At 63.6% G+C, this 14,395-nt stretch carries 12 protein-coding genes and 1 pseudogene; 4 read left to right on the top strand and 9 right to left on the bottom strand.

The annotated features are described in order from the left end of the window. Positions 1-7: 7 nt before the first annotated feature. From LB524_RS10070 to LB524_RS10080, 3 genes are all read left to right on the top strand, one after another. A complete protein-coding gene (locus LB524_RS10070) occupies positions 8-868 on the top strand; it encodes a YgfZ/GcvT domain-containing protein (protein WP_224525710.1) in 861 nt (286 codons plus the stop codon). Beyond that, on the top strand, positions 868-1,503 hold the full coding sequence (locus LB524_RS10075) for an HD family hydrolase (protein WP_015318561.1): 636 nt from the start codon (positions 868-870) through the stop codon (positions 1,501-1,503). The genes LB524_RS10070 and LB524_RS10075 overlap by 1 nt, the downstream gene beginning before the upstream one ends. Before the next feature lie 65 nt (positions 1,504-1,568). Further along, positions 1,569-3,707, top strand: a complete 2,139-nt coding sequence (locus LB524_RS10080; protein WP_224525713.1) for a putative bifunctional diguanylate cyclase/phosphodiesterase — start codon at positions 1,569-1,571, stop codon at positions 3,705-3,707. 15 nt (positions 3,708-3,722) lie between these two features. Here the strand turns inward: LB524_RS10080 and LB524_RS10085 are convergent, their stop codons facing one another. Then, on the bottom strand, positions 3,723-4,613 hold the full coding sequence (locus LB524_RS10085; protein WP_224525715.1) for a fatty acid desaturase family protein: 891 nt from the start codon (positions 4,611-4,613) through the stop codon (positions 3,723-3,725). A gap of 111 nt (positions 4,614-4,724) precedes the next feature. On the opposite strand from LB524_RS10085, the gene LB524_RS10090 reads away from it, so the two are divergent. Further along, complete coding sequence (locus LB524_RS10090; protein WP_224525716.1) at positions 4,725-5,639, top strand: LysR substrate-binding domain-containing protein; 915 nt, start codon at positions 4,725-4,727, stop codon at positions 5,637-5,639. A 15-nt stretch (positions 5,640-5,654) separates the two neighbouring features. On the opposite strand, the gene LB524_RS10095 is transcribed toward LB524_RS10090, so the two are convergent. From LB524_RS10095 to recO, 8 genes and pseudogenes are all read right to left on the bottom strand, one after another. Further along, the gene (locus tag LB524_RS10095) at positions 5,655-5,927 is read right to left on the bottom strand and encodes a DUF3303 domain-containing protein (RefSeq protein WP_224525719.1); all 273 of its coding nucleotides are present in this window, start codon (positions 5,925-5,927) and stop codon (positions 5,655-5,657) included. A 16-nt stretch (positions 5,928-5,943) separates the two neighbouring features. Further along, positions 5,944-7,407, bottom strand: a complete 1,464-nt coding sequence (locus tag LB524_RS10100; protein WP_015318565.1) for a RimK family alpha-L-glutamate ligase — start codon at positions 7,405-7,407, stop codon at positions 5,944-5,946. Beyond that, positions 7,407-8,504: a peptidase C39 family protein gene (locus tag LB524_RS10105; protein ID WP_224525723.1), complete on the bottom strand. Its 1,098-nt coding sequence runs from the start codon at positions 8,502-8,504 to the stop codon at positions 7,407-7,409. Before LB524_RS10105 ends, LB524_RS10100 begins: the two co-directional genes overlap by 1 nt. A 208-nt stretch (positions 8,505-8,712) precedes the next feature. Beyond that, positions 8,713-9,504, bottom strand: a complete 792-nt coding sequence (locus LB524_RS10110; protein WP_224525726.1) for an anti-sigma factor family protein — start codon at positions 9,502-9,504, stop codon at positions 8,713-8,715. After that, positions 9,501-10,019 carry an RNA polymerase sigma factor gene (locus LB524_RS10115; protein WP_140726435.1) on the bottom strand — a complete coding sequence of 173 codons (519 nt, stop codon included), beginning with the start codon at positions 10,017-10,019 and terminating at the stop codon, positions 9,501-9,503. The genes LB524_RS10110 and LB524_RS10115 overlap by 4 nt, the downstream gene beginning before the upstream one ends. A 161-nt stretch (positions 10,020-10,180) precedes the next feature. Continuing rightward, positions 10,181-12,928 (bottom strand): DUF2339 domain-containing protein, encoded by a 2,748-nt coding sequence (locus LB524_RS10120; RefSeq protein ID WP_140663083.1) that lies wholly within the window; start codon positions 12,926-12,928, stop codon positions 10,181-10,183. A gap of 82 nt (positions 12,929-13,010) precedes the next feature. Further along, positions 13,011-13,530 (bottom strand): annotated as a pseudogene (locus tag LB524_RS10125) (PaaI family thioesterase). Then, entirely contained in the window at positions 13,527-14,303 is a 777-nt protein-coding gene (gene recO / locus LB524_RS10130) for a DNA repair protein RecO (protein WP_140823768.1), read from the bottom strand. Before recO ends, LB524_RS10125 begins: the two are co-directional and overlap by 4 nt. Positions 14,304-14,395 lie beyond the last annotated feature (92 nt).

The raw sequence follows: 14,395 nt of genomic DNA on the forward strand, positions 1-14,395 counted from the left end.
CCGCCCCATGCCCTTTGCCCTGCTGAAAGACCGCGCGCTCATCACCGTCTCCGGCCCGGATGCCGAGCATTTTCTGCAGAACATCCTGACCACCGATCTCGATACGCTTGGCAATGGCGAGGCAAAGCCGGGCGCGCTTTTGACGCCGCAAGGCAAGATCCTGTTCGACTTCCTGATCTCACGGGCAGGCGAAAACGCCTTCCGCATCGAATGCCGTGCCGATATTTCAGACGATTTCATTCGCCGGCTGATGCTCTACAAGCTTCGCGCCAAGGTCGAGATTGCGAAGTCGGGACAGGCACTTGTCACTGTCGCCTGGGGAAAAGAGTCAATCGCCTCAGAAAGTGATTCAACCGCGCTTGCCGACAGGCGCTTAGGCGACGAAGGCGTCACGCGCTTCCATGCCGGCACCGCAGACGCTGGCGACATTGGCGCGTGGCAGGCCTTTCGCATTGCCCACGGCGTCGCCGAGAGCGGGGCCGACTATGCACTTGGCGATGCGTTCCCGCATGACGTGCTGCTCGACGAAATGGGCGGCGTCGGCTTCAAGAAGGGCTGCTATGTCGGCCAGGAGGTCGTCTCGCGCATGCAGCATCGAGGCACCGCCCGGCGGCGCGTTCTGATTGTCCAGGCTGGGCTTCCCCTGCCCTCTGCGGGTGCCGAGCTAACCGCCGGTGGGCGGCCGGTCGGCACGCTCGGCTCGAGTGCTACCGTGACAGGGCTCGCTATCGCCCGTATCGACAGGGTGAAGGCGGCGCTCGATGCCGGGCAGCCGATCCTGGCGGGTGACGTACCGGTGACGCTCATCATCCCCAGTTGGGCCAAATTCAGCTATCCGCAGGAAATCGCCGGCGCGGAGGAAGCCTGATGGCGGCAGACCGCGCCGGTGCGCCGCCACGGGCATGGCAGCGTATGCTGTCCGGCCGCCGGCTCGACCTTCTCGACCCTTCGCCGCTCGACATCGAGATCTCGGACATCGCCCATGGGCTTGCCCGCGTCGCCCGCTGGAACGGCCAGACCAGCGGCGAGCACGCCTTTTCGGTTGCCCAGCATTCACTGCTGGTCGAGGCACTGTTCAACGAGCTGGTGCCCAAGGCTTCGGCCGACGACCAATTGGCGGCACTGCTGCACGATGCGCCCGAATATGTCATCGGCGACATGATCTCGCCATTCAAGTCGGTGATGGGCGGCAGCTACAAGGACTGCGAAGTGCGCCTGCAGCGCGCCATCCATCTGCGCTTCTCGCTGCCGCCGGAACCGGGTGCGATCCTGCGCAAGGAGATCAAGCGCGCCGACCAGATCGCCGCCTATTTCGAGGCGACGCTGCTTGCCGGGTTTTCGACCGCCGAGGCGACCGAGTTCTTCGGCCGGCCGCGCGGTTTTTCCGCCGAGCGCTTCGACTTCGCGCCACGCTCGGTGACCTCAGCGCAGAATGCGTTCCTGAAGCGGTTTTCGGCGATCGAGAAGTCGCGGCATCACGTTCCGACGTCCGCGCTAGGATAGAAAACGCTAAATTAACCGGAAGCGTCAACAGTGTGGTGTTCGATCAAGCATCGCAGGGGCGCCTCATGCCCGTCGTGGATGTCAAGGGTGGTTCGGTCGTCCCGGAACGGGCGGCCGGAGGCATGGAACACCCGCGCCGCATGCAAGATGAGCTGCGCGAGCAGAACGAACGCTTTTCAGCTGCTGCCGAAAACATGTCGCATGGCCTGTGCATGTTCGACGACGAGCGCATGATCATCTGCAACGGCAATTATATCAACATTTTCCGCCTCGACGCCAAAGTGGTACGGCCAGGCATTCGCTTCGTCGATATCCTGCGGCACAGCGTCGATATCGGGGTTGCCTCGCAAAGCGCCGAAGAACTCTACGCCATCCGCAAGCCCTATATCGACCAGGCAAAACCCTCAACTTACGAGGAGACGCTGTCTGACGGCCGCATCATCAACATCTCGCACCGTCCGCTTGCCCTGGGTGGATGGGTTTCGATCTACGAGGACATCACCGAAAAGCGGCGCGCCGAGCAGGATCTCAAGGAGCAGCATCGCCGTTTCGACGCGGCACTCGCCAACATGTCGCAAGGCCTGCTGATGTACGACGCCGACGGCAAGATGATTGTGCGCAACAGGCGTTTTCTGGAGCTCTATAACGTCACTGCGGAGGACTTCCCGCTTGGAACGACGCACCGCAACGCACTCGAACGATTGCTGGAACTCGGCATCTACATGAAGATCGACGTCGACAGCGAAGTCGCCAAAACCGAAGCCTGTCTGGCGGCGGCAAAGACGCATTCGGCCTACCGGCATCTGACCGACGGCAGGACGGTTCTGGTCACACGCCGGCCGATGAGCGGCGGCGGCTGGGTGGTGACTTTCGACGACGTGACCGAGCGCCGCCGAACCGAAGAGCGCATGACCCATCTTGCGCATCACGACACGCTGACCGGACTGCCCAACCGCTCGAAGTTTCGCGAACGGCTCGATCTTGCGCTGGAGGACGCGGCAGCCAAGCCGTTGGCGATCTTCTCGCTCGATCTCGACCGCTTCAAGGCGGTCAACGACACCTGGGGACACCCCGCAGGCGACTGGCTGCTGAGAAGCGTAGCCGAGAGGCTGCGGCATTGCGTCCGCAACGAAACAGACATCGTCGCCCGCTTCGGCGGCGACGAGTTCGTCGTCATGCAGTTCCATTTCAAGGGCATTGGCGATGCCGAAAAACTGGCAAAGCGCATCGTCGAAGCAATCGCAAAACCATTTAGAGACAAGAGCCGGGACATGCATGTCGGCATCAGCATGGGCATTGCCGTTTTCCCCAACGACGGCAGGGACGCCGACACGCTGCTGAAAAACGCGGATACGGCGCTCTACCGGGCGAAGAGCGAAGGACGAAACCTGTATCGCTTCTTCGAGCCCGGAATGGATGCTGTCGTGCAGGCCCGCAGGGCGCTTGAAGTGGACCTCGAGGCAGCACTGCCGCGCCAGGAGTTCGATCTCCATTTCCAGCCCATCATGAACATCACGTCCGGCGAGATCACCGGCGCGGAAGCCTTGATGCGCTGGCATTCACCAGGGCGTGGCACTGTCGCGCCGGACGACTTCATCCCGGTCGCCGAAGAGACCGGGCTGATCGTGCCGCTCGGCGAGTGGGCGCTGAGGAAAGCCTGCGCAGAGGCCGCAAGCTGGCCACCCGGCCTACGCATTGCGGTCAATGTCTCGGCCGTGCAGCTTAAAAGCAACGGGTTTGCCCGCGGCGTGATCTCGGCGCTGGCTTTTTCCGGCGTTCCGGCTGGACGCCTCGAGCTGGAGATCACCGAAACCGTGCTGATGGACGAAAGCAAGGCCGTGCTGAAAACGCTGCGCCAGTTGCGTGAGCTCGGCATCCGCATCGCCCTGGACGATTTCGGCACCGGCTATTCCTCGCTCGGCTACCTCAGGCGTTTTCCGGTCGACAAGATCAAGATCGACCGATCATTCATTCGCGACATGGGCAACCGCGACACGGCGGCGATCGTTCGGACCATCATCGGGCTGGGTGCCGAGCTTGGCATCGTCGTTACGGCCGAAGGCGTCGAGACGGAGGCGCAACTCGACATGCTGCGCGACAATGGCTGTGTCGAGGCGCAAGGCTATCTGATCGGCGTGCCGTCGAAGCCGGTCGACATCCAGCGCCTGCTGGAGTCGCGTGCGACACGCAGCCAGACCGGCTGATGGCGTCAGCGCAAGTCAGCGCAGCGTTTCCAGGTATTTCTCATGGAAGCTGACATAGCCGGGCTCGACCACCTTCAGATGCCGCTCGATCAGCGCATGAAACCGCGGCAATTGGTGAAACGGAACGCCGGGATAGGCATGATGCTCGGCATGGAACGGCATGTTCCAGGCGAGCTTGCGCACCCCCCAGCTGGTCAGCGTCGTCCTGGTGTTTTCCAGCATGTTGGCCACGAACGGGCAACGACCGTGCTCGGCCAGCAGATAGAGGCGCAGGAATGGCTGTCCGAGCAGAGCGGGAATGATCCAGACATAGAAAAGCACGGTGAGACGGAAATGAACGGCGAGCAGAATGAGGACAGCGTAGAAGGCAATCATGGCGCGCGCCTCGGCCCGCACCTTGCGTCGGCCTTTCGGCGGTACATAGCTCTCCTGACTACCGCCAATCGCATTGGCGTAGAGTGTCTTGAGATGGCCCCACCACACCGGAAGCCCAGAGACGTGGACAATGTACTGCCGCAGGGTTTCGGGCTTCGGAAAGGCAAGCTCGGGGTCGTTTTCGGGATCCTGCGTGTACCGGTGGTGAGCGAAATGGAAGTAGCGGAACCAGTCGGCCGGCAGCGCGATGGCCAGGCTGCACAGCCGCGCCACGCCGTCGTTCAGCCACTGTGTTTCGAAAGCCGTGCGGTGCGCCGTCTCATGCAGCAGCGTGAACAGGAACACGATCAGGATGCCTTGCGGCAGCATCAGCAACGGCCAGAATGGGACCTCGGCCGCGATCAGCGATCCAATGAAGATAATCGCACCCAAGTGAGTGCCGAGCTGGAACAGGCCCGCAACATCGGACTTGGCCGTCAGGCGGTTGCGCTCTTCCGGTGTCAATGAGGCGATAATGTCGCGATGGTCCATCGGCTTCGATCCATGCTGAAGAATGATGAAGCCATTCTAGTCGACGAAAAAGCTTTCCAGAAACGACGATTTCTGCGATTTAGATAAGCTTACCTTACCTATTTAGCGATCATGGCCACATCCCCATCCCTGAAAGGACTTCAGGCTTTCGAGGCCGCGGCGCGCACGGGCAGCTTTGCCGCGGCGGCGGAAGAGCTTTCGGTTTCGGCCGCCGCCGTCAGCCAGCTTATCCGCACCGTGGAGGTGCAGATGGAACGCAAGCTGTTTCATCGGATCAACCGCCGCGTTGTCCTCACCGAGGCCGGCGTGGAAATGCTGCCTCGGCTGACCGTGGCCTTCCAGGAGATCGGCAGCGTCTCGCGCGAACTGGGCGCCGATGCATTCCGCCCGCGCCTGGTGGTGTCGGTGCCGCCATCCATGGCCATGGGCTGGCTCTCGCAGCGCCTCGCCGGCTTTGTCGCAAGCCACGGCGCCGCCGACATATCGCTCCGGGGCGATGACGACCCGGTGTCGTTCGACCGCGAGTTGATCGACATCAGGCTTTCCTATGGCCCGCATTATCGCGAGCACCCGACCGAGGAGATCGCCCGGGACGCCGTCTATCCCGTCTGCGCGCCGGGGCTTGCCGGCATCACCAAGGCGGGCGAGCCGCTCGCCGGGCTGCCGCTCATCCACACCGACTGGGGGCCGACAGGCGCATCGTTTCCGTCCTGGCCCAACTGGTTCGAGGCCGCGGGTGCTCACCCTGGCCGAGCGGCACGGCGCGGCCTTTCGGCCAATTCGTCGCGCGCGGCCCTCGACCTCGCCATTTCGGGGTTGGGCGTGGCGCTGGCGCAAGGGATTTATTGTGCCGAAGCCGTGGAGGACGGCAGGCTGGTCCGGCCGGCCGGCGGCGCGATTGCATTGCGCCAGCCCTATTGCCTGACGGCTCCAGAGCGAAGCGCAAGCCGCGATGTTGTGGCCGCGTTCCGCGATTGGCTGGTCAACCAATGCCAACGCGCGGTTGGCTCGCCGGCGCTGCGCTGACCGGGAGGGAGATGGTCAGAGGTGCCCGCTCAAGGCCGCCACCATGTCCTTGCTGGTCGCCACGGACACGATCTCGAACTCGACCAGATCAGCCCATTCGATGACCCAGCGCTGCAGCGACGTGACATCATCGGTCTCCACCAGCAGGAAACAGCGGCTCATGTCAGCCGCGATCCAGCTGTGATGCACGACAAGCTCCTCCGGCTTCAGGCGGCCCCGGTCGCGGAACCGGCGGTAGATTTCCTTGCGGTCGCAGCCGGTGAAATCCTCGATGACGATGAAATGCATATTCCCCTCGGATGAACTACCGCCCCGGCCGGTCGAGACGCTCCAGGAACCACTGCGTCAGCCGCACCCAGACCTCGTCCTTCTCGCCGGAATCCTCCCAGCCGTGATCGAGGTTTGGATTGTCGTTGACCTCGATGACGAAGACGCCGTCCTTGGTCTCCTTGAGGTCGACGCCGTAGAGGCCGTCGCCGATGCAGCGCGCCGCCTTGACGGCGGTCTCGACGACATGGGCCGGCGTCTCCTTCAGCGTGAAGGTCTTGATGCCGCCCTGGTCGGGCTTGCCATTGGCCTTGTGGTTGACGATCTGCCAATGTTTCTTGGCCATCAGATAGTGCACGGCAAACAGCGGCTGGCCACCGAGCACGCCGACACGCCAGTCATATTCGGTCGGGATGAACTTCTGCGCGATGAGAAGGTCGGAATCCTCCAGCCATTCGGTCGCGAGCCGCGTCAGTTCCTCCAGGGTCTCGCATTTCTTGACGCCGCGCGAGAAGGACGAATCCGGAATCTTCAACACGAGGGGAAAACCCAGCGTCTGTGCGGCCAGTTCGAGGTCAGAGGTGCCGGCGATCATCACCGTCGGCGGCACCGGCACCTTGTTGTAGGCCATCAGTTCGTTGAGATAGACCTTGTTGGTGCAGCGGATCATGGACAGCGGGTCGTCGATGACCGGCATGCCTTCCTGCTGGGCGCGGCGAGCGAAGCGGTAAGTGTGGTTGGAGATCGAGGTGGTCTCGCGGATGAACAGTGCATCGTAATTCGCGAGCTTGGCCAGATCCTTTCTGGTGATCGGCTCGATTTCGACCCCCATCTTCTCGGCGATCTTGGCCCAGTAGCGCAGCGAAGAGATTTCCGAAGGCGGCAATTCCTCATGCGGATCGACCAGCGTGGCGAAGGTGTAGCGCGCCGGCGTGCGGCCCTTGGTGTCGCGCCACTCGCGGTTGGTGTAGGTCTCCAGGCACTGGATGAAGCTTTTTTCCTCGTCCTCCGTCATCCGAGCCAGGGGGTGGAAGCCGATCTTGCGGATCGAAGCCCATTCGGCGCTGTCCTTGATATGGACTTCGAGCGCCGGCGCCCGGAACCAGTCGAACAACAGCTTGGCGAAACGGTCCCAGACCTTGGACGGGCCGATGCCGAAGAAGATGCAGACCTTCGCCGGAAATACACCGCCGAGATCCTTGCGGCATTTGTTGAGCGCCAGTTCCAGTTCCGGCAAGGCGTGCTCGTAGAGCTTGCGCTCCGACAGGTCGATCATCGTCTCCACAGTCGGGATGACCTTGTGGCCGCGCGAACTCGCCAGCAGCGAGGCATAGTAGCCGCGGCTCTGATAGCCGTAGTTGTTCGACAGGTTGATGACCTTAGGCCGCTGACCGCGAAACAGCGAGGGATGCGCGAGATAGTCGCGATTGGTGATGATCTTGTGCGGCGTCGCCACCTGGTCGAGATCGCTCTGCCTGCCGGTAAGAATGACCCAGGTCATTATCTCTTTCCCAAAGTGATGGCGGCACGCAGTCCGTCGCGGCCGAACTGCGCCATGTTCATGAAGATGCCGTAAGGCACGGGAATGTTGGCGGCATCAAGGATGGTTTCCTGCCTTTCATCCTCGACCCACGGATCGTGGATCAGAATATGATCGCCATCATCGCCGATGGCCAGCACCCAGTGCGGCACCTTCTTGCCGAACATCAGGAAGCCGCTGATCAGCACCAGCACCAGTTTGCCCCCGGCGAGAGCCGCCCTGATATCGTCGATGGTGAATGGACGGTAATTCACCGGGATGCCGTAAAGTTCCGCGCGGCGGCGAAAGTCGACCTGTGCCAGTTCCATGACCCGGCGCTTGTCCTCGCTGCGCACCGATTGCAGGAACAATGCGCCGTAGAAGGAAACGTAAACCTCCGCCGCAAGCCCGCTTTCGTAGCCCGAGACAGCCAGGCCGAATGGTTCGCAGCCGCCCGGTCCTGACATCATGAAGACGGTCGTTGCCTCGCGCCAGAGTCGGATTTCCATCACCGGGTCGGGCACGAAGCCACGATCGAAATTGGCCATGGCCATCATCAGGCAGCATGGACCGCAGGTGAACTCGCAGGTCTGCTGATAGAATGGCACCCTGGTGGCGACCGGAAGTTCGCCGCGCAGGGTTTTTTCATAGCGCAGTGCCGTCGCGCCGTCCTCGTAATAACCGGGCTCGCGGCCAATCTTGCGGTAGCCGGCCTGTTCATAGATGCTGATGGCACGGCCATTGTCCTCGCGCACTTCGAGACGCAGCATCATGCGGTCGTGTTCGAAGGCTGCCTCTTCGGCCGCGGCCAGCAATTGCCGGCCTATGCCGAGCCCGCCGAAAAACGGTCCGACGGCGATCGAATAAAGCCGTGCTACCCCACTGCCCTTGCGAAACAGCACGATCGCATAACCGCCGACGCGGCCATCGATTTCGGCGACCAGCGTCTCGGCGGTCTCGCGCTCGATGAACAGGCGGAAGGAGCGGCGGGAAATGCGGTCGCTCGAGAATACAGCTTTCTCGATGGCGGCGAGGTCATCGACGTCAGACGCGCGGGCCGTGCGGATCTCGGCAGGCATGCGGCTTGAGAAAACCTCGATTGCGTTGCGGCAACGTCCCCGGTCGAAAAGCGTCGCAAACACCGGCCGAAGCGCCGGTATCCATCAAGCGCTATCGCTCCTTGATTAGGGCCGAATTGTGACACTTTCCGCGACGGCAGGGAAGCTGACAAGCTTTGAACGGAATCGCTGTTTTCATGCCAGCCGACCGCGCAAGATCGCAGCCGGCTCAGCTTGAGAGACCGGCCAGAAGCTGGCCATACGCGCTCTTGGCCACGGCCGCCAACTGCTCGCGCGGCAGCGAACCAACGACGGCACAGCCATAGCCTTTATCCAGCCAGTAGACGGCCTGCGGACCGTCCCGCGCCGAAGCATAGGTGCCCTTGGCATTCTCGGTCGATTCCGCCGTCACGAAGAGGGATATGCGCTCGCCCTTATCGTCTTCGTAGAGCAGCATCGCGGCCTTGCTTTCCCCCGCCGGCAGCAACCGGCCGCCAACCAGTTGGAAGCCGTTCGCGCTCAGGTCCGGTGCCACCAGTTTCAGGCCGACCCGACTGGACAGCCAGGTCTGCAGATGATCCTTGTCGCTGGCCGGCACTTCCACCGCGTGCCGCTTCTCGGCGGCATAGATGACATGGGCGGCGATCGCTTGTTCGGCGAGCCGATCCTCCGCCGGATCCTCCTGCCCGATCCCGCCGATACCCGCAAAGTAGCCGCCAAATCCGCCCGTGGCGAGAAGCACGGCCGCGGCGGCGGCAAGCCACCAGCGTGAGCGTGGCACTGCTGCCTTAACAGGCGCTTCACCGAGCACCACCTTGCGCAAGCGCACTGGCACCACCTCGTCCAGCACGCCGGCGAAGGCCGAGCGCAACGCCTCCCGGTCGGCGGTGAAGCGGGCGCTCCTGGCCTTCATCTCGGGATTGGCGTCGAGCCAGGCATCGTAGGCGGCGCGCTCATCGGCCGGCAGTTCGCCGTCGAGCGCCATATGGATGTCCCGTTCGGAAAAATCGCGGCGGATCATTTCTCGACGATCCTTATGGCGCGCCGGCGCGCTGTGTCGTCCAGCAGCCCGCGCAATTCCTCACGCCCCCGCGCGATGCGCGACATCAGCGTGCCGGCGGGAACACCCAGAATGTTGGCGGCCTCAGCATAGGAAAAGCCTTCTATGGCAACCATGACAATGGCCGCGCGGCGATCGGGGCTGATCGCCTGCAACGCGTCGATGATCTCGCGCGAAGCGATGCCCTCCAACTGTTCGGGCGGCTGAGCAACCGCCTCACCCGCTTCCAGCGGCAGCATCGCCGCTTCGCCGCGGCGGTTCACCTTGCGCATCTGGTCGATGAACAAATGATGCATGATCGTAAACAGCCACCTCCTGGGGCTTTCTCCCGTCTGCCAGTTGTCGAGCCGCAACAGCGCACGCTCGAGGCAGTCCTGAACGAGGTCGTCGGCAGCATCACGGCCGCGCAGAAGCGAGCGTGCGTAGCGGCGCAGGCGCGGTATTTCACCAAGGATTGCTGCCTTTTTTTCGTCCATGACCGCTGGTTCTGAGGTCGCCCTTGTTGATCCGATAGAACGCGCCTTCCCGGCACGGCGCAAGCAGCCAGCGCGAAGCGGTCCACCGCTCCGGTCACCCAAGCAATGAGATAACGCCGGCGGATGCCGGTTTATTCCCGCACAGCGTTGAATTCCGGCTATTATTGTTCGCCGGCCGACAATTTCTCCTTTGCCGCCCGCGTCAGCAGCCGCTGGTAGAACAGGCCGATGCCGATCAGAACGGCGCCGAGCCCGATAAAGGACAGCGCCCTGAGCACCCCTTCCAGTTCCGACATGTCGAACAGGAAGACCTTCAGGACGGCCACCGCGATCAGCGCGGCTGAGGCGATGCGCAGCACCTGCGATCTCAGCCAGACGCCGGCGGTGAGCAGCGCCACGCCGATAACCAGCCAGAGCGCCGAATAGGTATAGGTCTCCAACTGCCCAAGGCCGCTCCACATGCCGATGAACTCGCCCTTGAACAGGCGCCTGACCGAAAGCGTGGCATAGGCGAAGGCAAGCAGCGCCGCCATCAGCGCCAGCATGGCCGAATACCATTTCGGCCGCTTGCCCCTGCTATAGAGCGCCAGACCACCGGCGGCGACGGCCGGCAGGAGATAGGCGAGGAACAAGAGGTTGAAGACCGGGATCCGGCCGGTCGATTCGTCCGTGAACAACGGATTGAGCACCAGGAAATGCTGGATGACGATGAAGGCGGCCGAGAGCACGCCCACCGCCATCGAACCATAGCGCAGCACCGAGCTTGGCGAGCGCCTGTCGATGGCGATCAGGATGGCGCCGGCACCGACGGCGATCAGCGTGTAGATCGCCTGTTCGGCGAGCGTCGGCGCATCGCTGTTGATGACGCCGCCATGCATTGCGTGACGCACCAGCATGGCGAGCGTCAGCAGCGCAAACAGTGCCGCCGCCGCTTCCATGGCCAGGCGTGGACGGCCATCGGTGGTGCGGGCGAGTTGCCAGGCCGCGAAGCCGAAGGCGAGCGCCGGCACGCCGTAGCCCGGCAGCAACCAGTTGAAAACCGGTGTCGTCGACAGGAATTCGGCGCCGACGATCGTCGGATCGACGGCGGCGCGGCCAAGCACCGCGATGACAGCGGCGACCGAAATCCAGCCGAGCACAGGATAGGAGCGCCAGCGCGTGGCGAGCGCCGGCACGATCGCGGCGGCACCAAGCAGGATGGTGGTCCAACCGGAATCAAAAGCCATATGCAGCATCAGGAGGCCGGCGACTGCCGCGCCGCCCAAAACAAACGACACTGCGGCTCCCCCCTTGTGCGGCGGTTCCTCGGCCCGCGCGATCCACTCGCCGCCCGCGGCGAAGACCAGGACCAGCAGGGCCGCGACGGCGGCATAGACAAAGTCGCGGTCGAGATTGCCGAACGTGAACCAGAGCGCCAGCAGGACGATCAGCGGCACGATGACACCCCATGCAGCCCAAGAGGCTGCTCGGATCTGCGCCGTGGCGGCGAAGCGGCGCGCGGCCCACAAACCAGCGGCGACGAAAACAAGACCGAGACCAATACCGATACGCAAGCTCAGCGCGTCAGCGGTGGCCAAGGGCACCCCATCAACACCCAAAGCGCCGCCCGAAAAGTCGGAAGCGATAGACGTTGGCGGGATGATGCCGAGATAGATCAGCACCGTCACCAGTCCCGCGCCATAAAGCAGTGGCAGCGCCAGTGGGCGGTAGAGCGCGACCGCTATCATCACGACAAGCAGCACCGCGCCCGGCAAAGCATCACCGGCAGCGGCGAAGACCGGGTCAACCGAGAGGCCAAGCGCCGAGAAGGCGACGAACAGTCCAGGCACGATGGATGGCCAGTCGAAAGTCCCTGCTAGTCCGGTCTCGCCGCCACGACTGCTCAGCCAGACAAGGGCAAGCACAGCCAGCGTCACAGCATCGATGAACAGTATGGCGGAGAGGTTCGCGCCCGGTGCGTCGGTCATGTAGAGGATGGTCCAGACGCCGGTACCGAAAAAAGCGGCCGCCATCAGCGTCTTCCAGTCGCGCATGCGGGCGATCACGCCAGTGGCGGCGAGCACGATGGCGAGATAGCCGAACAACGCCCACGGATTGGGCGCCTGCGAAGCGATCAGCACCGGCGTCACCATGGCGCCGACGAGACCGATGCCGGCCAGCGCCTGGCCATGGACGAGAGCGGCGGCTATGGTCGCAACGCCGATCGCACCGAGCAGCGTGAAGGCAAGCGCCGGGCCGATAAAGCCGTAAATGCCATGGGCGGCATAGACGGTGCCGAACAGGATGAAGGCGCCGGCCGCGGTCAAGATCGCCGGAATATAAGCGCCGGCAATACCTTGCACCGGTACCTTGAAGCCGGTGCGGCGAATGAACTCGCCGCCGGCGACCAGCACCAACCCGAGCACCGCCGCCATGGTGAGCCGCACGCCGGGTCCGAAAATGCCGGCCTCGATGGTGTAGCGGATCAGGAACAAGCCGCCCAGAGCCAGCGCAATGCCGCCGACCCAGACCGCCCAACGCGTGCCGAGCGCGGTTTCAACGTCGGACTGGCGAGCGGCTTTGGCGACTGCGGCCGGCGCGACCTCTGGCGTTTTCGGTGTGATCTCGGGGGCGCTCCAAGGGCCGGGCCCTCCGGCCGGGATTTCCGCCTCCGTGGCCTGTAGCGCGGGGGCCGGCTCGCCGATTGGTGCCGGGGCGATGTCGGCAGGCCTGGCCACCGGAGCCGTGTCGGCCCTGCCCTGCGCCGCCTCCAGTTCCGACGGCTTGACCGTGGGCGATACCGCGCCCGAAAGCACGAGGCTGCGCAGTGCGCCAAGTTCGCGCTCGATCAGACCGATGCGGCCCTGCTGACGCGAAATGATGACGAACAAGGCAATGATGGCGACGAGGCCGATCAGGCTCTCAAACATGGCGGTTCCCCCAAACCAGGCCAGTTTTCACTGACGCTTCATCTCACTGACATTGAAATACGGCGGCTAAACGGCTGAAAATTCAACGTGCCGCCAGATTGGCGGCTGGAAATATCGAACATGTCTCGGTACCGAAAGCCAGCAGCTTGCCGCCGGCATCCTTCAGCGTCGCTTCCGAAACGGCAAGCGTGCGGCCCTTGTGAACCACCTTGCCTTCGCAGACAACCTCACCGGTCCTGGGCGTGATCGGCCGCGTCAGGTTCCACCTTGAACTCCGCAGTGGTGTAAGCCTCGCCCTTGTCGAGCAGGGTCTGCACCGCGCACGCCAACGCTGAATCGAGCAGCGTCGCCGCCCAGCCGCCGTGAACGCCGCCCAGCGGGTTGAGGTGGCGTTCGTTCGGCACGCCCCGGAACACGGCGCGACCTTCCGATACTTCGGTCAACGCGAAGCTGAGCTGGAAGGAGATCGGTGGTGCCGGGTATTTGCCGTCGACGATTCGCTGCAGCAATTCCAAGCCGGTGTATTTCAGGATGTCGGCATGAGGAATGGTGCCGAGGCCGAGCGGCGAGACCCGGCCCGGATAGAGTTCGACTTCGCTCATCGGATGATTTCTCCGGCCGCGCTCTCTCCGGCGATGGGCTTCTGCGCTGCGTGGTGCTTGCGCAGTGCGGCCAGAAAGCCGGCGCGCGCATCGGGCTGATCGATGCCGCGCGGCTCGTAGACGTGGCGGGTGAAGAAGTAGCCGGTCAGGCGGAATGCGTCCGCCATCGCCGCATGATTGGCGCGCTGGCCGGAGCCGCGCTGCAGGAAGGCGGGCAGCACCAGCATCTTGTCGTGCCACGGAGCGCCGGCCCCGCGCGACACCGCGCGTCCGGATTTAGGCGAGACATAGGCCAGATCCTGCCTCGTGCCGGTGGCGGCGCATTGGCTGAGATCGAGGCCAAAGCCGAGTTCATCGAGAATCAGGAGCTCGAAGCGCGCCACCAGTTCGCCGGCGGCATCTGCGTCGTCGAGATGAACGATCATCACCGAAAGCGCCTCGTAGAGGCCGCCATGGGCATCGCGCTCGGGCAGCAGGCGCAGATGCGCCGCCATCGTCTGAAGGCCGTAGACGGCAACGGCACTGTCCATCAGCCGGGCGGCGTTCATCTCGATGGCTTCGGCCTGGAATGTGCCCAGATGCTCGTCGAGGCGCGCACGCCACAAAAGATCGACGCGATTGCCTGGCTGGAGAACAGGCTGCTGCTTGCGCGAGCGGCCACCGCGCACGAGGCCGAGATGGCGGCCATGGGCGCGCGTCATCACCTCGAGAATGGCGCTGGTTTCGCCATGCCTGCGGGTGCCGAGAATGATTCCCTCGTCGCGCCATTCCATATCAGGAGCTTTTCACCGATCGGGTGGCGAAATCAAGGTATGGGTCTGGCGCCTGTGCCGGCTCTCGCAACGAGGCATAAAAAAGCCGCCCG

It is taken from the genome of Mesorhizobium sp. ESP6-5, from assembly GCF_020164695.1.
Classification (GTDB): Bacteria; Pseudomonadota; Alphaproteobacteria; order Rhizobiales; family Rhizobiaceae; genus Mesorhizobium; species Mesorhizobium australicum.

Coding starts and splice junctions, on each gene's coding strand:
- LB524_RS10105 (WP_224525723.1), bottom strand. CDS start 8,504: ATGCCTGCCGAGATCCGCACGGCCCGCGCGTCTGACGTCGATGACCTC.
- LB524_RS10070 (WP_224525710.1), top strand. CDS start 8: ATGCCCTTTGCCCTGCTGAAAGACCGCGCGCTCATCACCGTCTCCGGC.
- LB524_RS10110 (WP_224525726.1), bottom strand. CDS start 9,504: ATGATCCGCCGCGATTTTTCCGAACGGGACATCCATATGGCGCTCGAC.
- LB524_RS10100 (WP_015318565.1), bottom strand. CDS start 7,407: ATGACCTGGGTCATTCTTACCGGCAGGCAGAGCGATCTCGACCAGGTG.
- LB524_RS10115 (WP_140726435.1), bottom strand. CDS start 10,019: ATGGACGAAAAAAAGGCAGCAATCCTTGGTGAAATACCGCGCCTGCGC.
- LB524_RS10120 (WP_140663083.1), bottom strand. CDS start 12,928: ATGTTTGAGAGCCTGATCGGCCTCGTCGCCATCATTGCCTTGTTCGTC.
- LB524_RS10075 (WP_015318561.1), top strand. CDS start 868: ATGGCGGCAGACCGCGCCGGTGCGCCGCCACGGGCATGGCAGCGTATG.
- LB524_RS10080 (WP_224525713.1), top strand. CDS start 1,569: ATGCCCGTCGTGGATGTCAAGGGTGGTTCGGTCGTCCCGGAACGGGCG.
- LB524_RS10095 (WP_224525719.1), bottom strand. CDS start 5,927: ATGCATTTCATCGTCATCGAGGATTTCACCGGCTGCGACCGCAAGGAA.
- LB524_RS10090 (WP_224525716.1), top strand. CDS start 4,725: ATGGCCACATCCCCATCCCTGAAAGGACTTCAGGCTTTCGAGGCCGCG.
- recO (WP_140823768.1), bottom strand. CDS start 14,303: ATGGAATGGCGCGACGAGGGAATCATTCTCGGCACCCGCAGGCATGGC.
- LB524_RS10085 (WP_224525715.1), bottom strand. CDS start 4,613: ATGGACCATCGCGACATTATCGCCTCATTGACACCGGAAGAGCGCAAC.